17 protein-coding genes and 3 tRNA genes are annotated in these 19,867 nt (G+C 38.4%); 9 read left to right on the top strand and 11 right to left on the bottom strand.

The window, feature by feature from the left end; translation table 11 throughout:
• Positions 1–48 precede the first annotated feature (48 nt).
• From EG365_RS02055 to EG365_RS02045, 3 genes are all read left to right on the top strand, one after another.
• Positions 49–438, top strand: a complete 390-nt coding sequence (locus EG365_RS02055) for a hypothetical protein (RefSeq protein ID WP_000433912.1) — start codon at positions 49–51, stop codon at positions 436–438.
• Positions 439–480: 42 nt separating this feature from the next.
• Positions 481–1,023, top strand: a complete 543-nt coding sequence (locus EG365_RS02050) for a glycoside hydrolase family 108 protein (protein ID WP_001019389.1) — start codon at positions 481–483, stop codon at positions 1,021–1,023.
• A gap of 433 nt (positions 1,024–1,456) precedes the next feature.
• Positions 1,457–1,651 carry a hypothetical protein gene (locus EG365_RS02045; RefSeq protein ID WP_000098297.1) on the top strand — a complete coding sequence of 65 codons (195 nt, stop codon included), beginning with the start codon at positions 1,457–1,459 and terminating at the stop codon, positions 1,649–1,651.
• Here EG365_RS02045 and EG365_RS02040 read toward each other — a convergent pair.
• From EG365_RS02040 to EG365_RS02030, 3 genes are all read right to left on the bottom strand, one after another.
• Positions 1,648–2,844, bottom strand: coding sequence for a tyrosine-type recombinase/integrase (locus tag EG365_RS02040; protein WP_000947611.1), 1,197 nt, complete (start codon positions 2,842–2,844; stop codon positions 1,648–1,650). The genes EG365_RS02045 and EG365_RS02040 overlap by 4 nt on opposite strands.
• A 487-nt stretch (positions 2,845–3,331) precedes the next feature.
• Positions 3,332–5,134, bottom strand: a complete 1,803-nt coding sequence (locus EG365_RS02035) for an aminopeptidase P family protein (RefSeq protein WP_000999148.1) — start codon at positions 5,132–5,134, stop codon at positions 3,332–3,334.
• Positions 5,131–6,672 carry a peptide MFS transporter gene (locus EG365_RS02030; RefSeq protein WP_000872622.1) on the bottom strand — a complete coding sequence of 514 codons (1,542 nt, stop codon included), beginning with the start codon at positions 6,670–6,672 and terminating at the stop codon, positions 5,131–5,133. The genes EG365_RS02035 and EG365_RS02030 overlap by 4 nt, the downstream gene beginning before the upstream one ends.
• A 734-nt stretch (positions 6,673–7,406) precedes the next feature.
• Here EG365_RS02030 and glnA point away from each other — a divergent pair.
• The 5 genes from glnA to EG365_RS02005 all read left to right on the top strand — a co-directional run bounded on the left by glnA (position 7,407) and on the right by EG365_RS02005 (position 12,200).
• Positions 7,407–8,822, top strand: a complete 1,416-nt coding sequence (gene glnA / locus EG365_RS02025; RefSeq protein WP_000061267.1) for a type I glutamate--ammonia ligase — start codon at positions 7,407–7,409, stop codon at positions 8,820–8,822.
• Positions 8,823–8,947: 125 nt separating this feature from the next.
• A complete protein-coding gene (locus EG365_RS02020) occupies positions 8,948–9,457 on the top strand; it encodes a chorismate--pyruvate lyase family protein (protein WP_001231791.1) in 510 nt (169 codons plus the stop codon).
• On the top strand, positions 9,454–10,332 hold the full coding sequence (ubiA, locus tag EG365_RS02015) for a 4-hydroxybenzoate octaprenyltransferase (protein WP_000205472.1): 879 nt from the start codon (positions 9,454–9,456) through the stop codon (positions 10,330–10,332). Before EG365_RS02020 ends, ubiA begins: the two co-directional genes overlap by 4 nt.
• 110 nt (positions 10,333–10,442) lie before the next feature.
• Positions 10,443–11,888: a lipase family protein gene (locus EG365_RS02010; protein ID WP_000830591.1), complete on the top strand. Its 1,446-nt coding sequence runs from the start codon at positions 10,443–10,445 to the stop codon at positions 11,886–11,888.
• Positions 11,889–11,999: 111 nt separating this feature from the next.
• Positions 12,000–12,200 carry a hypothetical protein gene (locus EG365_RS02005; protein ID WP_000082791.1) on the top strand — a complete coding sequence of 67 codons (201 nt, stop codon included), beginning with the start codon at positions 12,000–12,002 and terminating at the stop codon, positions 12,198–12,200.
• A 9-nt stretch (positions 12,201–12,209) separates the two neighbouring features.
• On the opposite strand, the gene EG365_RS02000 is transcribed toward EG365_RS02005, so the two are convergent.
• The 6 genes from EG365_RS02000 to EG365_RS01975 all read right to left on the bottom strand — a co-directional run bounded on the left by EG365_RS02000 (position 12,210) and on the right by EG365_RS01975 (position 14,803).
• Entirely contained in the window at positions 12,210–12,653 is a 444-nt protein-coding gene (locus EG365_RS02000) for a DUF2726 domain-containing protein (protein WP_000464149.1), read from the bottom strand.
• 56 nt (positions 12,654–12,709) lie between these two features.
• Positions 12,710–12,785 (bottom strand) — tRNA-Asn (locus EG365_RS01995).
• A 181-nt stretch (positions 12,786–12,966) separates the two neighbouring features.
• Positions 12,967–13,042 (bottom strand) — tRNA-Asn (locus EG365_RS01990).
• A gap of 8 nt (positions 13,043–13,050) precedes the next feature.
• A tRNA-Asn gene (locus EG365_RS01985) sits at positions 13,051–13,126 on the bottom strand.
• A 146-nt stretch (positions 13,127–13,272) separates the two neighbouring features.
• Positions 13,273–13,899 (bottom strand): superoxide dismutase, encoded by a 627-nt coding sequence (locus EG365_RS01980; RefSeq protein WP_000208082.1) that lies wholly within the window; start codon positions 13,897–13,899, stop codon positions 13,273–13,275.
• Positions 13,900–14,044: 145 nt separating this feature from the next.
• Positions 14,045–14,803 (bottom strand): Nif3-like dinuclear metal center hexameric protein, encoded by a 759-nt coding sequence (locus EG365_RS01975; protein WP_001284925.1) that lies wholly within the window; start codon positions 14,801–14,803, stop codon positions 14,045–14,047.
• A gap of 193 nt (positions 14,804–14,996) precedes the next feature.
• On the opposite strand from EG365_RS01975, the gene EG365_RS01970 reads away from it, so the two are divergent.
• On the top strand, positions 14,997–16,172 hold the full coding sequence (locus EG365_RS01970) for a S1C family serine protease (RefSeq protein WP_001254962.1): 1,176 nt from the start codon (positions 14,997–14,999) through the stop codon (positions 16,170–16,172).
• Between the two features lie 49 nt (positions 16,173–16,221).
• Here EG365_RS01970 and EG365_RS01965 read toward each other — a convergent pair whose 3' ends face one another.
• Both EG365_RS01965 and EG365_RS01960 read right to left on the bottom strand, forming a co-directional pair.
• A complete protein-coding gene (locus EG365_RS01965) occupies positions 16,222–17,460 on the bottom strand; it encodes a multifunctional CCA addition/repair protein (protein ID WP_001198539.1) in 1,239 nt (412 codons plus the stop codon).
• A 91-nt stretch (positions 17,461–17,551) separates the two neighbouring features.
• On the bottom strand, positions 17,552–19,822 hold the full coding sequence (locus EG365_RS01960) for an NADP-dependent malic enzyme (RefSeq protein ID WP_000342684.1): 2,271 nt from the start codon (positions 19,820–19,822) through the stop codon (positions 17,552–17,554).
• Positions 19,823–19,867: the final 45 nt, after the last annotated feature.

Genomic DNA, 19,867 nt, shown 5'->3' with positions numbered 1-19,867 from the left:
CACCCAATTCGGGTGCTTTTTTATTGTCTGAAATATCTGGAGAAATTTATGGAACCAGTTTCCACTAGCGGTTTTACAGCACTTTTAAAATTATATGGGGTTGCAATCATGGTGACTTTAGCAGTCGGCTTGGTTGCAGCAGTTGTATTAATGACTCGTATGCCACGCTCACCACAAGAGTGGGCAGTTGGTTTGATCTGTACGGTTGTATCAAGTTTGGCTGGCGGCTCATTCATTATTGTGAAGTGGGGACTTCATGAATGGGTTACTGATGTATGGGGGATGATTGCTCTAGGTGGGTTCTTCTTTGTTTGTGGTTTACCCGGTTGGGCTTTAGTCCGTTGGATTTTTAATTTTATAGATAAACAGGAAGGTAAAACGATCGTTGAAGTGATCAAAGAGTTTAAGAATGCCAGAAAAGACATTGAAAACAGTTAATACCGCCTTCGGGCGGTTTTTTTATATCTGAAGGAAACCGAAATGAATATTGAAAAATATCTTGATGAATTAATTAAGCGTGAAGGCGGGTATGTAAATAACCCAGCTGATCGGGGCGGTGCAACTAAGTATGGAATTACTGAAGCAGTTGCTCGAGCAAATGGATTCAAAGGCAATATGCGAGATTTACCGCTTGATGTGGCTAAAGCGATTTACAAGAAGCAGTATTGGACAGCTCCGCGATTTGACCAAGTAAATGCTGTTTCTTCTGCTGTAGCTGAAGAGCTTTTAGATACTGGTGTGAACTGCGGTACCGGATTTGCAAAACCTCTTTTACAACGAGCTTTGAACTTGCTTAATAACCAAGGTAAAGCTGGATATGCAGATTTAGAGGTTGATGGTGTTTATGGCTCAGCAACGCTAGGTGCCCTTAAAACATACTTGTCAAAACGTGGGAAAGAAGGTGAGAAGGTTCTGGTGCGAGTGCTCAATATTATGCAAGGGCAACGCTACATTGAAATCTGTGAGCGTAATCCAAAGCAGGAACAGTTTTTCTATGGCTGGATTGCTAACCGGATCGGCTAGCATGAAAATCTTTCACAGTAAGCGAACTAAGTTTGCTTCGATTATTACTGTGCTGTGTATTCTATTATCGGGCTGCACAGCCCATACGATCAAAAATAATATTAGAGTCAGCATTTGCGTACAGTGTGTTGTTAATTGACATTTTGTACCAACTACCTAAGGTTGGCCAAAGCAGCTGCAGTATTTGGCCAACTTCTCGATATTAATTTAAGTTATTGAAAAATAGTAACTAGAGAAAAAATAACATTTATGTTTGATTGGCATTTTGTATCAAAAAATAGAAGAGTAATTAAAATAGCCTTTTTCTTCTGAGAATAATTTTGCGCAAAAATATCAATATTAAGCAAATATGAGCATAAATTTGCGCAATACACTTAACTTACTTGAACGATGGATTGATGTATCATTATTAAAATTACTTTGAATTATTGTTATGTCTTCACAGTTAATCAAAATTCATTATCATGCATATTCTCGCGTTGCAGATCTATTAGCAGATCTAGATAAGAAAGGAGAGGTCACTAAAATTTATGACCTCAATGGCAACGAATTAAAAATTAATTTCTTGCGTGACGAAGTTTATTATAAAAAAGTCTGGTGGAATTTTCAGAAGAAGCAAGGCGGTTAAACCGCCCAGCTATCCACAATATTAGCCCAGTCCTGTAGCATTTTTCGCCTGCTTTCTAAATATTTGGCATGGTTATATGTGGCCCTAGTTTTATTACCATCTGCATGCGCTAATTGTTTTTCAATCCATTTGTCATCGTAATCCTTTTCATTTAACAAGGTTGATGCAGTGGCACGAAAGTCATGAGCAGTGACATCAGACAAGCCAATGTAATCGAGCATTTTATTCATTGTAGTAGCGGAGAGCATCCCATCTTGATAGATGGCTGGAAAAACATATTCACGATTACCTACAATGTTGCGCTGTTCTTGAAGAATATTAAAAACTTGGTCAGACATAGGAACGATATGAATACGTTTCTTTTTCATCATCTCTTTTGGGAATGTAATTGTTCTAGCTTCAAAATCAACATATTCCCATTTCATGCGGCGGATCTCGATAGTCCTGAGCATAGAGTAGAGCATTACAAGGCCAGCATTTTTAACTGTAGTAGATCCACCATAGCTATTTAATTTATTTCTAAGTTGCACAGCCTCATATTTTTCCATGGGTCTGGCATGTTCTATTTCGGGACGTTCTACAACGTTTTTAACGGCATAGGTTGGATCATAGTCGGCTCTAAGTGTGGCGATTGCATAACGCATTACGCCGCCAATAAAAGTACGATTTTGAATTGCTGACACTTCGCCAGTACCATGGTTTTTTTGACGCTTAACTCGTGCAATCGTCTTTTTCATGATAGTCAAAACGTCTGCTGAGGTGACTTCTTTAATATCCTTATCACCAATAACTTTTAAAATATCTTTATCTAAGGCGCGTTGAAAAGCTTCTTGATACCTTTCTGAACGATTATTTAATTTTTCTGCTTTATATTCTGCAGCAACATGTTTAAAGAGAACCCTATTGTCATACTCATCAGATTTAGCCTTTTTTTGGTTTTCTTTTTCTTCAACTGGATTTATACCGCTTGCAACTAAAGATTTAGCTTCATCTCTTTTAGTACGGGCTTCAGCTAATCCCACAATAGGGTATTCACCTAAGCTCATCATTTGTGTTTTTTTGAGCCATTGAAAACGATAGCGCCAATACTTCTTGCCATTAGGTTTTATTTCAACACACAAACCATCGGAATCACCAAGCCTATAAAGCTTTTCTTTCGGTTTTGCACTTCTAATTTTTGAGTCACTTAACATGAAATCTTGAGTATCCGGTTATGATTTTTAGGGTCATACTCAAAATGATACTCAAGATTGGTGATTTTGCATAGTTTGCTTAGATTTGCCTAGATTTGTAATTTTAATAAATTTCAATAATTTGTGATTTTCAAAATTTTGCTAGATTTTTTTAGATTTGTTCAATACTTCTTTTCGATCATTAGAAGCATGATGAACTTAACCTCATGATAATTAAAATATATTTAATAAGTGACTAAAAAGTTACCCATATTGATACCTGTTTACAGAAAAGGCTTTTTAGGTTTGAAAAATAAGAAGCCGTTTTCTAATGGGCTAATATAGCAAAAAAAGAAGTAACCAGTTTAACTATTTCATTCGCTAGAAATTTGCAGAAAAAAGGGCTTTAAGAGGTGAGGCTTTTTGAAATTATAGATAACTACAATTAAGGCAGAATAAGCTTCTATTGTAAATAAAAAAACTATTCTGCCTTGGTCATACAAGAAGATTAAATCTTACGTGTGTTATAAATCAACCAATCTAAAACATCGCCAGATAAATGTTCAGCCAGTCTTTCTTGAACAGTTTGATGATAACTATTTAACCAGTCTTTCTCTTCATCCGTTAGCATGTCAACGACGATACAATCTAAATGAATCGGGCAAAGTGTCAGCGTTTCAAATTCTAAGAAATCGCCGTAGGTTTTCTCAAACCCTGAGTGAAGTCTGTTTGCAACCAGATTTTCAATACGAATACCGTATTGTCCCTCATGGTATAAGCCCGGCTCGTTGGAAAGAATCATACCTTCACGCAACTTACTATAGGCATGAATAGGTGCGTAATAAGAAAGCACTTGCGGCCCTTCATGTACGTTAAGCGCAAAGCCTACGCCGTGACCTGTGCCGTGGCGATAATCTAAACCATGTTGCCATAAAGTATGGCGACAAATTGAATCGAGTAGAGGAGCGGCTAAACCTTCCGGATAAATCGTTTTTGCCAAAGCAATATGACATTTTAAAACCAGAGTATAGTCACGTTTTTGTTGCTCTGTTGGTGTTCCTACAGGAACAACACGGGTAATGTCGGTAGTGCCGTCTACGTATTGTCCACCAGAATCAATCAGTAATAGCCCATCGCCTTCAATGAATGAGTAATGTTCTTCAGTTGCACGGTAGTGAGGTAGAGCACCATTGGCATTAAAGCCGGCAATCGTTGAAAAGCTTGGGCCTATAAAACCCTCTTGTTGAGCACGGAAAGCCGTAATTTTCTCATCAATGGTGAGTTCTGAAATGCGTTGACTTTGATGAAATGCTTTTTCTAACCAGTGGAAGAAATGGCAAAGGGCAACACCATCTTTCACCATGGCATGACGGATATGAGCTATTTCACTTTCATGCTTACGCGATTTAAAAAGTGTACTTGGGTTGATGTCGTAGACAACCTGAATATCTTTTGCGATAGCTTGCTCATGATAAATCGATACTTTGGCGGGATCTAACAGCACAGATGCATTAGAAATATTTGCTAAAAACTGAGCTGAATCTTGATAGTCACGAATCTCAATGCCATCAGCTTTAAAAGCCTGTTGGGTGGTTAAATCAACTTTGTTACTATCAATGAATAAAACAGCCTGTTGAGCACTGATATATAAATGCGAAAGAAATACAGGGTTATATTCTACATCTTGTCCACGTGCATTTAAGACCCATGCAATATCATCTAAAGATGAAATGAAATGTCCTTCAATCGCTTTAGTTTTTAACGTTTCGCGTATTGCCTGAATTTTTTCTTTACGAGATAGGGCATTTAATCCTTCAGGCATTAAATGAATCTGCTCTAAAGGAAGTTCAGGGCGGTTTAACCAGATCAAACCAATTAAATCTTGCTGTGTTTCAAGCTTAAAGCCAAGTTGCTTTGCTGTATTTTCCAACGCTTTAAATTGTTGGATTGAAAGTGTTTGCCCATTTACTGAAATAACCGAACCCGCCGGTAGATTTTTCTCAATCCATGCGAGATGGGTAGAAGATTCATCACTGGTCAGTTTTTGTAACTGAAAGCCAGTTCCAGCGAGTTGCTGTTCGGCTTGTACCCAATAGCGCCCATCGGCCCAGAGTCCTGCAAAGTTTTGGGTCACAACTAAAGTGCCAACAGAGCCACTAAAACCGCTTAACCACTGCCTTGCTTTCCAATAGTCTGGTAAATATTCAGACATATGGGGGTCTGCACTCATGACAACCAAAGCATCAATACTTTGATTGGTCATGAGTTCACGAAGTTTCGCTAGTTTTTCTGGAACAGTTAAGTCGTTCATATCGTTTCCAAATCAGGTTGAACTTTGTTGGTACTTTTGTCCATTAATTTATTCATTGGTTTCTTTAATAAAAATAACACGATTGCGCCAATAACCAAGGCTAATACACAGCGCATAAATAGGCTAGGTAAATGATTAATACCATCTGCCGAGACTTGCCCGCCAATTAAACCTGCCATAAGGTTGCCAAGAGCTGTACCTGTAAACCATAAACCCATAATTTGACTACGTATGACATCAGGTGCAAGTTTGGTCATGGTTGATAAGCCAATTGGGCTTAAGCAAAGTTCACCTATGGTAAGAAGAAATAAAGTACCGACTAACCAAAATGGTGAAACTACTCCGCCATGAATAGCAAAATGACTGGCTAGAGACATAAGTAAAAAGCCACCTGCTGCGAATAACAACGCAATAATAAATTTGCTGATATAGCTTGGATCTTTATTCGCTTTACCTAGCTTCGCCCATAGCCAAGCTGCAACTGGAGCAAAGATAATAATAAAAAGAGCATTGATTGATTCAAACCATACAGTTGGGATTTCAAATCCGAAAACAATACGGTCCGTATAATCTTGCGCAAATAAAGTAAAAGTCGTGGGTTTTTGTTCGAAAGCTGACCAAAATAGGGCAGAGGCTGCTAATAAAACGAAGCAAATAATTATTTTAAATTTTTCATGTTGCTCTAAATTCAGGAAAAGTAGTAAATATGCAAAATAAGCAATAATCCCAATGCTAATACCTACGGTTAAATAGGTTGCGACAGCGACGGGATTGATGTGAATGATACCGAGGAAGGTTAGCGCAATAACGACTGCAACTGCGAATAAAAAGCTAAATACAATTTTAGGCGCATTTTTATTTTCTACAACAGGTTTGCTACAGCTATTGGCTTCTTGGCGTAGCTCATTAAATGTTTGGAGCTGAGGCATTGCCATAAAACGGAAAATTAATAAAGCAATTAACATCCCAATGCCACCAATACCAAAGCCTAAATGCCAGCCATGGTCTTTCGCCAAAAGCCCTGTAATAAGTGGGGCAATAAATGACCCCATGTTAATTCCCATATAGAAAATGGAAAAACCTGCATCACGTCTTGCATCATTGGCTTTATATAGTGTTCCCACGATCACGGAAATACATGTTTTAAATAATCCGGTACCTAAAACAATCAGTACTAAACCTAAGTAAAAGAAAGATTGATCAAATACAGATGTAAGGGCAATTGATAAGTGACCTAAGGCAATAATAATTGAACCGTACCAGACAGCACGTGCTTGGCCTAACCAGTTATCAGCAACCCATCCCCCAAAAACGGTCATTAAATACATGGAGCCTGCAAATAATCCAACAATCGCTGCGGCAGTTGGTCGATCAAGTGCTAGACCGCCGTCATTGACCATCGCAATCATATAAAGAACGAGTAAGGGTCGGATTCCATAATAAGAAAATCTTTCCCAAAGCTCTGTAAAAAATAGCGTTTGTAATGGTTTAGGATGGCCGAAAAAAGCTTTATCCGATTGTTCAAAGTCATATTTCATTATTCAAATCCTTGAATGCTTTTAAGTTTTTTGTAAACATAACTTTTGGTTTGTTTATTTATAACAAAAATTTATGCATATAGTTTTTAGTTTTTTTTAATAATAAAAGCAAGTTTGGCCTGTATAAAAAAAGTGAATGAAAAAGAACATGAATAGTAAAATTTATTTTTTGCTGAGTAATGTGAGATCTACTATATGTGGTCTTATTAACTGCTTAGATAGCGACTAAATAGTGCGTTTATTTAGAGAAATTCATAAAAATGAAAAATAATTATTAGATTTTAACTAAAGCAGAAGGCATTTAACTGATGGTTTAAGTCATAAATTTAAGTTGCTGAAATAAACCAAAGGAACTCATTGGGGAAGATCGATGTCAAAGGAGTGATTATTTTCAAGTAATCCGATAAGAATCTCAGCATTATATATAAGAAAGTATTATGATCATGGACGACTGTTAGAAATTGATGCAGCGGTTTATATCAGTGCAACAATTTTGCACTAAATTAGGGCAATAATGAGCTATTTAAATATGCCATAATTTGAAAATGTGTGAATATGGTGCATTTACACAAGCAAACAGTATAATGGGTTCAAGACAAGGGGCCTAAAGCATGAATACTTATAAGCAATTCAATGTTTTAGGTAAGTCTTATAAAGTTGGTATGAGAATTGCTTAATAAATACCAGCAACTAACACGCACTCAACAAGTGCAACAAAATTTCATTGGAGCAAAATGAGCATGGCGAACAAGGTCCTTCAACTCATACAAGAAAGTGGCGCAAAATGGGTCGATTTTCGCTTTACTGATACTAAGGGTAAAGAACAGCACGTAACTTACCCAGCTGATTCTATTGATGAAGATACTTTTGAAGACGGTAAAATGTTCGATGGTTCTTCAATCGCTGGTTGGAAAGGTATTGAAGCATCTGACATGATTTTACGTCCGGATGCAGAAACTGGTTTCATCGACCCGTTCTTTGCTGAGCCAACAGTAGTTGTGACTTGTGACGTTATTGAACCTTCAACTGGTCAAGGTTATGAACGTGACCCACGTTCGATTGCTCGCCGTGCAGAAGAATACTTAAAATCTACAGGTATCGGTGATACTGCATTCTTTGGTCCAGAGCCAGAATTCTTTGTATTTGACGAAGTGAAATGGGACATCGATATGTCTGGCGCTCGTCATACATTAATCGCTGAAGAAGCTGCTTGGTCTACTGGTAAAGATTACGAGTCTGGTAACTCAGGTCACCGTCCACGTGTTAAAGGTGGTTACTTCCCAGTTCCTCCAGTTGACTCTGCACAAGACATGCGTGCAGAAATGTGTGCAAAAATTGAAGACATCATGGGCCCAGGTCGTGTAGAAGTACACCACCACGAAGTTGCTTCTTGCCAATTAGAAATTGGTGTGAGCTTCAATACCCTTGTTCGTAAAGCTGACGAAGTTCAACAGTTCAAATATGCTGTTTGGAACGTTGCACATCAATATGCAAAAACAGCTACGTTTATGCCTAAACCAATGGTAGGTGATAACGGTTCTGGTATGCACGTTCACATGTCTATCTCTAAAGATGGTAAGAACTTGTTTGCTGGTGATGAATATGCAGGCCTTTCAGAAATGGCGTTGTACTTCATCGGTGGTATCATCAAGCACGCTCGTGCATTGAATGCAATCACAAACCCATCTACAAACTCATACAAGCGTTTGGTTCCTCACTTCGAAGCACCAATTATGCTTGCTTACTCAGCGCGTAACCGTTCTGCATCTATCCGTATTCCTTACGTTTCTAACCCTAAAGGTAAACGTATCGAAGCTCGTTTCCCAGACCCAATGATGAACCCGTACTTAGGTTTCGCTGCGTTGTTAATGGCTGGTATCGACGGTATCCAAAACAAGATCCATCCGGGCGAAGCTGCTGATAAGAACTTGTATGATCTTCCTCCAGAAGAAGAAGCAAAAATCCCAACAGTTGCTCATAGCCTAGATATGGCTCTTGAAGCACTTCAAGCAGATCACGAATTCTTGTTAAAAGGCGGCGTGTTCACTAAAGAAATGCTTGATGCATACATCGAACTTAAAACTGAAGATGTACGTCGTCTTAACACGACTACTCACCCAGTTGAATTCGATATGTACTACAGCCTGTAATACATACTTCATAAAAAAGCCTGCTTATGCAGGCTTTTTTATTGCTTGGAATGTTGATTGAATTCTCTACGTTTTTTATCAAAAAATTGGGGTAAACTAGGTGCGAGTTTTCATGTGAGCAGATTATGCGTAAACGACAACCAGTACTTAAGCAGGAAAAGACTTTAAATCCTGAATTGAAAACATGGTTGTATGCGTCTGGTTCTCTGACACAACAACTCACTGAGCTGGGTGGTGGGAAGTTCAGCGTAAAGCCTTTCAAAGAACATTTCCAGCGTTTAACTTTTGCCGACAGTCAATGGATGAACATGCCCCATACTCACACTTCTTGGGTAAGGGAAACCTATTTATATGGCAGTGATGTAGAGCCTTGGGTGAAAGCAAAAAGTATTTTTCCAATTCAAAGTTTACAAAAAAAAGCCCGTATATTTCAGCATATTGGTTCTAAGCCGATAGGTCTTTTTTTATTTCAAAGAACAACACCACTTTGTGATCGCCGGGTTATTCGTTTACCTGAAGGCTGGACGCGACAAAGTTGCTATACTTGGCATGGATGTAAATTTATTGTTCAAGAAACATTCTTACCGGCTTTTGAAGCTTTTTTATATCAGCAGCACGACAAGGAATTACTATGACGACTGCAACAGGTACAACATGGCGTCAGCGTTTAGAAGCTTATTATTATCTATGCCGATTTGATAAGCCAATTGGTACTGAACTGGTGTTTTGGCCAACCATGTGGGCACTTTGGGTTGCATCAAAAGGAATACCGAATTTAGGTATTTTATTCGTCATGATTTTAGGCGTCATTTTTATGCGCGCTGCTGGATGTGCCATTAATGACTTTGCTGATCGTAAAGTAGATGGTCATGTAGAGCGTACAAAAACACGTCCGTTAGCAACAGGGGTTATTCGAGCCAGAGAAGCAGTATATGTATTCTTGGGTCTTGTTTTAGCAAGTGCATGTTTGTTGTTCTTTTTACCCATAGAAACTTTCTACTGGTCATTTGGAGCATTATTTTTAGCTTTCATTTATCCATTTATGAAACGCTATACCAACTTACCGCAAGTTTTTTTAGGAGCAGCATTTTCATGGTCAATTCCAATGGCCTTTACTGCGGTAGGTAAAACTCCGGATCTGACTTGCTGGTTGCTCTATTTTGGTAATTTGGCTTGGACAGTGGCTTATGACACTCAATATGCAATTACAGACCGTGAATATGATTTAAAGATTGGTGTGAAATCTACAGCTATTCTTTTTGGTCGATATGACATCCAGATTATTGCGCTTTTACAAGCAATAAGTCTTGTTTTGATTGGTACAGCGCTATATTTAGAAAATATCTTATTTCCTTGGGCCATTATTGCTTTAGTTGTAGTGGCATTTGATTTTATATATCAAACAATTAAAACCAAAGACCGCAACCCTCAGGTATGTTTTTGGGCATTCCGTCACAATCGTTGGGTTGGATTAATCATTTTTCTAGGAATATTTTTAAATTTCATATAGTAAAAATGACCGTGAGGTTGAAAAGTGTTCTATGCAGAGCACTTTTTTTATGTCTTAATATTTGTGCATGAAAAATATGCGGAATAAATAACACATAAAAAGGATATTCTATGAAACGGTCAAAAATTGCTTTAGCTATAACATTATCAATTTCAGCATTATTTCTTACAGCATGTAATGACGATGATGATGACTACACAGGGATAGACACAAATAAAGCTTATGTCTCAGAAAGTAATTACGCAATTGATAAAGTTGATAATGCTTCATCAATTAAAGTAATGACTTATAACATGGCAAATGTTCAAGGAAAAACAGCAACTGCTACAGCAATGGTATTGTTTCCAAAAGCAACACAACCGAAAGATGGTTATCGTGTAGTAGTATGGGAACACGGAACTGTTGGGGTGGGTGATGGTTGTGCTCCAAGCAAAAATGCTATTAATCCGCGGTTTAAAATCCTTGCTGAGTCTTTATTAGCAGCAGGTTATGTGATTGTGGCACCAGATTATGAGGGTTTAGGCACCCCAGGGGTACATCCGTACTTAAACTTATCTAGCGAAGCAAAATCAGCATTAGCTGCAGTTAAAGCAGTAAAAGAGCATTATGGTGCTCAGTTAAAAGGTGATTGGATGTCGATTGGTCAGTCTCAAGGTGGCCATGCATCATTGGGGACTGCTGAATTTGCCAATACGGATGCGAGTTATAAAGGTGCGGTAGCCGGAGCACCTGCTTCAAGTTTGGGAACAATCATTCAAATTTATATTGATCCGCAATTTAATCTTGATTCAAACGGAAAACCTAAAGAAGTAAATAAATTGGATGAAAACTTGCTGCAAGTTCGTTATGCAGTGGCTAATAAATTGATTACAGAAGCTGAAGGTCAGGCGATGATTGACCAAATTGCTGATGGTTATGCTGAATTATTAGCATATGCAGCCTTGGCAAGTGCGGGTATTAAAGCACAGCAACCAGACTATGATTTGAAGGCAATTTTTACGTCAGGAGCGGGTGATATTGCAGAATTGGCTTATGGTCGTACAGGGGATGATGATGCTTGTTTAAGTTACCCTACACCTGATAATGCAAATGGTTTACAAGCGAAGTTTAAGGCGGGTATTTTAGCTTACTTGGCAGATCCTACCCACCAAATTGCACAGTATGGTATTGATCTAAGTAAATTTAAAGCGGATCAAGTCGTTCAAAACTTTTTGACAGCAACTCAACCTGCAACAAATGCTACAGCCGAGAAAGTTATTAAAACACCAGTATTTATTATTCAGGGCGAAAAAGATCAAGCAGTATTACCAGTAGTAACACAAGGCTTATTTGCCAATATGAAAGCGAATGCTTTGAAGTTTTTCCCTCAAGCAGGCTACGATAAAGGCTATCAATTAACAATTGTACCAAATGCAACTCATACTCAAGCAATCGTATGTCAAAATGCCAATGCTGTAGATTTTATTCAAGCTAAAATGTCAGCGGGTACAGGTATTGTGTTAACTGATGCGCAGAAAGATGCCAGCCAAAGCCCTCACTGTACAGGTAAATTTTAAGACCTATTTACTTGATTAAAATTAGTTTTAAAAAAGAGTCTCTTTATAGAGGCTCTTTTTGTTATATTGTTACGCATTCTGAAATCGATATTATTTGAGTTTGAAGGACTTATGAGCCAGCAATCTGTTGAAAAAAAATCTGTTCCTTGGTTATTAATGGGATTAGGTTTACTTATTCCTTTTCTGATTATTGGAATACTTTTTTTGGCTGCAAAAAGTGATGCTCAGAATAAGAAACAATATGAACAGCAGCGTTTAGAAATGGAAAAAAGAATAGCTGAGAAAGAAACTGCCAATTCTGACAAGAAATAACAGTAGTTTTTAATAAATATCTTTTTGTAGCTGGCGTACACTCGGGATGTTTGTATAGCGTCTTACGATATAACCTGCCTCTATGAGCATTTGATCACGAAGACGATCTTCTTCGACTTTCTCAAGGTGAGTAGGGTCATCTAGCTCAATAATGGCTATTACTTCCATGTTTTCATCAAGCAAAACAAAATCAGTGACTTTACGGTTGAACTGACTACGGACCTTATAATCATTACTGGTTATTAATGCGCTAAAAGCCACTTGTGCTAAAACATGATAACTTGGGAAACTTTGTTTTAAGCGTATAAACATTTGAGTTTCAAAATTAGTAATAACAGGACGGGCAAAAAATTTTTGTTTTGGAAATAAATAAGGACGTAAACAAACAAGAAGAAAAATACAGGTGCTTAAGCAACCTAAAATAATAAAAAATAAGTGACTCGATTCGAACATGTGAAGACATCATACAAATAAAAACCCACTCATAAGGAGTGGGTTTTTAAGAATCTTGGCTCTCCCACCTGGGCTCGAACCAGGGACCTGCGGATTAACAGTCCGTCGCTCTACCGACTGAGCTATGGGAGAATCTGGAAAGGGATTTTAGGCAGGAAAGGGGGCGAGGTCAAGGGTTAATAATGGAATTAGTGAGAATATCTAACTGATTGGTTTAAAAATATTCGAAACATTGATTTTATTCAAAATAATAGAAAAATATTAAATGATTAGAAAAGAAAAAGCCCACAATGAATGTGGGCTTTTAGAATCTTGGCTCTCCCACCTGGGCTCGAACCAGGGACCTGCGGATTAACAGTCCGTCGCTCTACCGACTGAGCTATGGGAGATTAGTAGATGGCTCTCCAACCTGGGCTCGAACCAGGGACCTGCGGATTAACAGTCCGTCGCTCTACCGACTGAGCTATTGGAGAATCTGATGCGCATTTTATGGATGAAATCTAAAAGCGTCAATAAGAATATTAAAGAAAATGAATCGTTTGCTTGATTAATATGCTTTTGTTGTACTAAAAATAAAAAAACCACCCAAAACAGGGTGGTTTTTTATAAAGAAATAAAATTATTTCTCTACACCAGCTGGTTGGCCTGCAAGTTTTGCATTTGCATAGTCCCAGTTCACAAGGTTTTCTAAGAAAGTTGCGATGTATTTAGGACGTAAGTTACGGAAATCGATGTAGTAAGCGTGTTCCCATACGTCAATTGTTAATACAGCAATTTGACCATGTGCAAGTGGAGTGTCTGCATTAGAAGTTTTAGTAATAGAAAGTTTACCGTTTACTTCATCAGCAACTAACCAAGCCCAACCTGAACCGAATTGAGTTGTTGCAGCAGCAGTAAATTCTTCTGCAAATTTTTCGTAGCTACCAAAAGCTTCGTCAATTTTAGCAGCGATTGCGCCAGTAGGCTTACCACCACCGTTTGGCTTCATGCTGTTCCAGTAGAAAGTGTGGTTCCAAACTTGAGCAGCATTGTTGAAAATACCAGCTTTAGATGCATCACCAGCAGTTGCCTTAATGATTTCTTCTAAAGTTTTACCTTCAAGGTCAGTACCTTTGATTAAGTTGTTTAAGTTAACAACATAGGTATTGTGGTGTTTGTCGTGATGGTATTCTAAAGTTTCTTTACTGATATGTGGCGCTAAATCATCATAGCCATATGGAAGTGCAGGTAAAGTAATGGTTGTCATGTTCCTATTCCTTGCATTTGCTGGGTTATACAATTAAGTGGCTCTATTGTAAATGATTCTGGATGCAATAGGGCAGCCTTTTAAAGAACTATACACAATAAAGATCTAATTAATACGCATAACACAGATTGAAAAAAAGACTTAATTAAATCGGATTATTCAATTCAAAATATTCACTTTCAATAGCAAACTGTTTTGAAATTGCTTGTGCTAAACGTTGAACCCCATAACGTTCGGTTGCATGGTGACCACAGGCAAAATAATGAACGCCTAATTCTTTTGCTTCATAAAAAGTTCGTTCACTGACTTCGCCTGAAATATAAGCATCGCAATTTTGTAAAGCAGCTTTAGCAATAAAATCTTGAGCACCGCCTGTACAGAAGCCCACTTTTTGAATACTTTGTTTTTCAGCCGGTAAATGGATCACTTTAAAATCAAAACTGTTTTGTAGTTTTGCTTTAAATTCCTCTACAGGAAGCGCTTGCTCTAAATAACCAATATTACCAATTGGATGTTTCTCGGTTAGATCAAGTGGTTCTAAATTTTGTAAGTTTAGTTTTTCTGCAATAGCGATATTATTGCCTAAACTTGGATGTGCATCTAAAGGCAGATGGTAAGCGACTAATGAGATATTATTTTGAATAAGTTTTTTTATACGGTTACCTCGCATACCAGTAATTGGATATGGTTCGCCTTTCCAAAAATAACCGTGGTGTACGAGTAAGAGATCGGCATTCTGAGCAATGGCTGCATCAATTGCATCTTCAGAAGCAGTTACTGCACAAAGAATACGTTTTACTTCAGTTGAACCTTCAATTTGCAGGCCATTTGGTGCGTAATCTTTAAATTCTGCTGCTTTTAAGGTTTGGTCGCACCACTGAATAATTTCATGCAAATTTGCCATGATATTTCCTGAATTGAGTAGTAAAAGTTGCTAAAGCTATAGAAACATATTTTGTTGTGTAACTAAAGCTAGACAAATCTTTTTTGACTTTTTTATGTATATCGACATATTTAATTTAAAATGCTTAACTGAAAACTCTTTTTGTTCAATATATTAATTTAATTAAAAACTTCTTTGCGTAGAGGATATGAACGTGCGCCGCACCTTTACATGGTTACCTTGGGTGTTACTTATTATTGTAATTGCCAGTTTTATTGCATGGCAAAAATACCATCAGCCGAAACCAACTGTTGCAGTTGATGGGGTGCAAATGCCAGCTGAGAAAGTTGAGCCACTGGTTGATACTTCTCGAACGGGCGGGGTGGTGTCTTATAGTGCTGCGGTAAAAGTTGCAGCACCAGCAGTAGTTAATATTTTTACGACCCAGAAAGTTAAACAAAATCATCCTTTATTAAGTGATCCGGTATTCCGTGAATTTTTTGGAAATCAGGTTCCTGAGCAACAACAGCAAAATGAAAATAGTTTAGGTTCAGGGGTTATTGTTCGCGCCGATGGTTACATTCTCACCAATAATCATGTGATTGCTCAAGCTGACCAGATTGTGGTGGCATTACATGATGGACGCCGAGCAGAAGCTACAATTGTTGGCACCGACCCTGATACAGATTTGGCGGTTATTAAAATCGATTTAGATAAATTGCCAGTATTGCCTTTTAAGCTCAGTGGTAATGAAGTTGGTGATGTTGTTTTAGCAATTGGTAACCCATTTGGCGTAGGGCAAACTGTAACTCAAGGGATTATTTCAGCAACCGGTCGTTCTGATTTAGGTATTAATACCTATGAAGACTTTATCCAAACTGATGCTGCAATTAACCCAGGTAACTCAGGTGGCGCATTAATCGATGTGGCTGGTAACTTGATTGGTGTAAATACGGCGATTTTCTCACAATCGGGTGGCTCTTTAGGTATTGGCTTCGCGATTCCGGCAAAGGTTTGTCAGCAAGTATTAAACTCGATTTTAAAAGATGGTCGTGTTGTTCGTGGTTGGTTGGGTATTAGTTTACTTCCACCTACACAAGACGATGTATTGGCACCTAAGCAGCAAGTAGGTGTAGTGGTTGCTGATGTCTTAAAAAATGGTCCAGCAGATGCTGCAGGAATTAAAGTTGGCGATAAAATTGTTCAGGTGAATAATGAGCCGATCACTTCAGCTTCTCATTTAATTAATTATGTCGCTTTGCAAGCACCAAATAGCGAAATTAATGTTCTGGTTGAAAGAGAAGGTAAACAACAAAACTATGTTGTAACGGTAGGTGAGCGAAAAGCACAGAATACACAATCTCAGTATATTCCGCTTCCAAGACGTTAAAACCTAAATAAAAAAAGCCTCATTTTGAGGCTTTTTTTATTGTTGTTCATTAGGAGTGACTAAGACTTTGATGCTGATTTTTAAATTCAGCTAAAGCTTCAATTCGATATTGAATAAGCATTTCACCAATTTCAGCACCCTTAATGTTCTCTGGTAAATCTTGAACTTTAATGGAGCGAACAATTTGCATTGCTTCACGCATGTATTGAGCTTGAGGATATGGACGATCTTCTAGTCCTAATCTGCCTTTTGCATCACACTCGCAGGCTTGTACAAAAGCTTCCACTCTTTCTGGGCGACGTAAAACATCTAAGCGTTGCAATAGACGCCATAAAGTACCAGGTTTCAAGGACATAATCTGATGACATTTTAAATGTTCTTTACAAACAGATAATGCCAATTGTTTGGTCTGTGTCGGAACTCTTAAACGTTCACATAATTGGGTAACTGGCTTAATTCCACGTTCTTCATGCATGATATGACGAGGAAGTTCTTCAGCTGGAGTGAGGGCCTTACCAAGATCATGCACTAAAACAGCGAAACGTACATCAAGCGAGTAGTTCGACTTACAAGCTTGCTGTAATGACATTAAGGTATGAATGCCACAATCCACTTCAGGATGATATTCGGGGCGTTGAGGCACACCGAATAAAGCATCAATCTCAGGGAAAAGATGTTTTAAAGCCCCACAATCACGCAAAGTTTGGAAATAAATATCGGCATGATTTTCCATTAAAGCGCGTGAAGTTTCTTTCCAGACGCGCTCTGGTGTTAGTGCATCAAGTTCACCTGAATCTGCCATGGTTTGCATAAGTTGCAATGTCTCTGGCGCAATTTGAAAACCATATGGGAAATATCGGGCGGCAAAACGCGCGACTCGCAATACCCGTAAAGGGTCTTCAGCAAAAGCTTCTGAAACGTGGCGCAGAATTTTATTTTCTAAGTCGTTTTGACCACCATATGGATCATATATTTTACCATCTTGATCCATTGCAATCGCATTAATGGTTAAGTCTCGACGAATTAAGTCATCTTCTAAACTAACGGTTGTATCAGTAAAGAATTGAAACCCGTGATATCCCTGTCCAGACTTTCGTTCGGTTCGTGCAAGTGCGTATTCTTCTTTGGTTTCGGGATGAAGAAACACAGGGAAATCTTTGCCTACAGGTTGAAAACCTTGGGCGAGCATGTGTTCCGGTGTTGCACCGACCACAACATAGTCTTTTTCTTGATAGGGATGCCCAAGTAAATAATCTCGAACAGCACCGCCTACTAAATACACTTGCATGAAAAAACCTCTATTCTTCAAGCAATCATGCTACAGAATAGAGGTTTTCTCAAGTCATTAGAAAGGCTTTTCGTAAAAAGCGGTTTCTAAATTACTTTTCTTGCTGTTGAATTTCAGCAACTGTTAAAGCAGTCATATTGATAAGACGGCGAGTCGTCGCTGTCGGAGTCAAAATATGAACTGGTTTAGCAGCACCTAGCAAAATTGGACCAATTGTTACGTTGTTACCAGAAGTTGCTTTTAACAAGTTGAACGAAATATTTGCTGCATCTAGGTTCGGCATAATCAACAAGTTCGCTGAACCTTTGAAACGAGAACCAGGGAATGCAAAATGACGAATATTTTCGTCTAATGCTGCATCACCATGCATTTCACCTTCAACTTCAAGCTCTGGAGCTTGCTCAGATAAAATACGATAAACTTCACGCATTTTTTGAGCGCTTGAATCTGTCTGGTCACTACCAAAGCTTGAATGAGAAAGTAGCGCTACACGTGGTGTAATACCAAAGCGACGTACTTCTTCAGCCGCTAAAATAGTCATTTCAGCAAGTTGTTCAGCAGTAGGATTAGTGTTTACATAAGTATCAGCAATAAACAAGTTGCGATCTTCAAGCATTAATGCATTAAGCGTGAAGAAGTTGTTCATGCCTTCTTTAAGACCAATTACATTGCGTACGAAGTCAAGGTGAATGTTATAGCTACTGTAAGTACCACATAACATACCATCTGCTTTGCCAAACTTAACTAGAAGTGCAGCAATGAGTGTTGAACGACGGCGAGCTTCACGTTGAGCATATTCAACAGTGATGCCTTTGCGTTGCATGGTTTGATAGTAGTCTTTCCAGAACTCTTCGTATAACGGATTTTGTTCTTGATCTACAATCTCGATATTTACGCCGTGTTGTAAACGTAAGCCTAATTTTTTGATGTTTGCTTCAATGACTGCTGTACGACCAACTAAGATTGGTTTAGCTAAATCTTCATCAACTGCAATTTGAACAGCACGTAATACGCGCTCATCTTCACCTTCAGCGTATGCAATACGTTTAGGATCTGTTTTTGCTTGAGCAAAGATTGGTTTCATCAAGAATGCTGAGTTATAAACAAACTCAGAAAGTTTTTGACGATATGCAGAGAAATCTTCGATAGGACGAGTTGCAACACCTGAGTCCATTGCAGCTTTAGCAACAGCAGGCGCGATTTCTAAAATCAAACGTTGATCAAGTGGGCGTGGAATTAAGTAGTCACGACCAAATGAAGCAGATTTTTCACCATAAGTCGCTGCGTCAGCTTCTACGTGAGCCATACGTGCAATTGCATGTACACATGCAATTTTCATATCTTCGTTAATTGTTGTAGCACCTACGTCAAGTGCACCACGGAAGATATAAGGGAAACATAAAGCATTGTTTACTTGGTTCGGGTAGTCCGAACGACCAGTTGCCATGATTACATCTGGACGTACTTCATGTGCATGTTCAGGCAGAATTTCTGGATCCGGGTTTGCTAATGCAAAGATAATCGGATTTTCAGCCATTTGTTTCACCATATCTTTGGTGAGAATACCAGCAGCTGAAAGACCTAAGAACATATCCGCGCCAGCCATTACTTCATGTAATTGAGTCGCTTTAATGTCTTGTACATAACGTTTTTTCGATTCATCCAAGCCTTCACGTGAAGTTGTAAGAAGACCACGAGAATCGGCAACAATGATATTTTCTTTATTTACGCCTAAAGCACAAAGTAAATCTAAACAAGAAAGGGCAGCAGCACCTGCACCTGAAGCAACGATTTTGATTTCTTCAATTTTCTTATTAACGATTTGTAGAGCATTTAATAATGCTGAACCTACAATAATACTTGTTCCGTGTTGGTCATCATGGAACACAGGAATTTTCATGCGTTCACGAAGTTTCTTCTCGATATAGAAACATTCAGGTGCTTTGATATCTTCAAGGTTAATACCGCCGAAAGTTGGTTCTAATGAAGCAACAATATCAACGATTTTATCTGGATCGTTTTCAGCAATTTCAATATCAAATACATCGACACCAGCGAACTTTTTGAACAGAACGCCTTTACCTTCCATTACCGGTTTAGAAGCTAATGGACCAATATTACCTAAACCAAGAACCGCAGTACCGTTACTGACAACAGCAACCAAGTTACCACGCGCTGTATATTTTGCAGCAGCTGAAGGATCACGTTCAATCTCTAAACATGGAGCAGCAACCCCTGGTGAATAAGCTAGAGCCAAATCTCGTTGGTTGACAAGTTGCTTACTTGGCGTGACGCTGATTTTCCCTGGATTTGGATATTCGTGGTAATTTAAAGCGGCCTGTTTTAAAGATTGATCGTCCATCTGAGTCTCTATTGATACAAAAAAGCAAACTAGTCAAGTTGCTCA

The sequence above is a fragment of the Acinetobacter sp. FDAARGOS_494 genome (assembly GCF_003812225.1).
GTDB lineage: Bacteria > Pseudomonadota > Gammaproteobacteria > Pseudomonadales > Moraxellaceae > Acinetobacter > Acinetobacter baumannii.
Note: the sequence above shows the minus strand (reverse complement) of the source record. Positions and strands in the feature narration are given on the sequence as shown.

Excerpts from the sequence above, each read along its gene's own strand:
- EG365_RS02035 (WP_000999148.1), bottom strand. The coding sequence starts at position 5,134 with ATGAACGACTTAACTGTTCCAGAAAAACTAGCGAAACTTCGTGAACTC.
- EG365_RS01980 (WP_000208082.1), bottom strand. The coding sequence starts at position 13,899 with ATGACAACCATTACTTTACCTGCACTTCCATATGGCTATGATGATTTA.
- EG365_RS01960 (WP_000342684.1), bottom strand. The coding sequence starts at position 19,822 with ATGGACGATCAATCTTTAAAACAGGCCGCTTTAAATTACCACGAATAT.
- EG365_RS02040 (WP_000947611.1), bottom strand. The coding sequence starts at position 2,844 with ATGTTAAGTGACTCAAAAATTAGAAGTGCAAAACCGAAAGAAAAGCTT.
- EG365_RS02005 (WP_000082791.1), top strand. The coding sequence starts at position 12,000 with ATGAGCCAGCAATCTGTTGAAAAAAAATCTGTTCCTTGGTTATTAATG.
- EG365_RS02020 (WP_001231791.1), top strand. The coding sequence starts at position 8,948 with ATGCGTAAACGACAACCAGTACTTAAGCAGGAAAAGACTTTAAATCCT.
- EG365_RS02010 (WP_000830591.1), top strand. The coding sequence starts at position 10,443 with ATGAAACGGTCAAAAATTGCTTTAGCTATAACATTATCAATTTCAGCA.
- ubiA (WP_000205472.1), top strand. The coding sequence starts at position 9,454 with ATGACGACTGCAACAGGTACAACATGGCGTCAGCGTTTAGAAGCTTAT.
- glnA (WP_000061267.1), top strand. The coding sequence starts at position 7,407 with ATGAGCATGGCGAACAAGGTCCTTCAACTCATACAAGAAAGTGGCGCA.
- EG365_RS01975 (WP_001284925.1), bottom strand. The coding sequence starts at position 14,803 with ATGGCAAATTTGCATGAAATTATTCAGTGGTGCGACCAAACCTTAAAA.
- EG365_RS02000 (WP_000464149.1), bottom strand. The coding sequence starts at position 12,653 with ATGTTCGAATCGAGTCACTTATTTTTTATTATTTTAGGTTGCTTAAGC.
- EG365_RS01965 (WP_001198539.1), bottom strand. The coding sequence starts at position 17,460 with ATGCAAGTGTATTTAGTAGGCGGTGCTGTTCGAGATTATTTACTTGGG.
- EG365_RS02050 (WP_001019389.1), top strand. The coding sequence starts at position 481 with ATGAATATTGAAAAATATCTTGATGAATTAATTAAGCGTGAAGGCGGG.
- EG365_RS02030 (WP_000872622.1), bottom strand. The coding sequence starts at position 6,672 with ATGAAATATGACTTTGAACAATCGGATAAAGCTTTTTTCGGCCATCCT.
- EG365_RS02055 (WP_000433912.1), top strand. The coding sequence starts at position 49 with ATGGAACCAGTTTCCACTAGCGGTTTTACAGCACTTTTAAAATTATAT.
- EG365_RS02045 (WP_000098297.1), top strand. The coding sequence starts at position 1,457 with ATGTCTTCACAGTTAATCAAAATTCATTATCATGCATATTCTCGCGTT.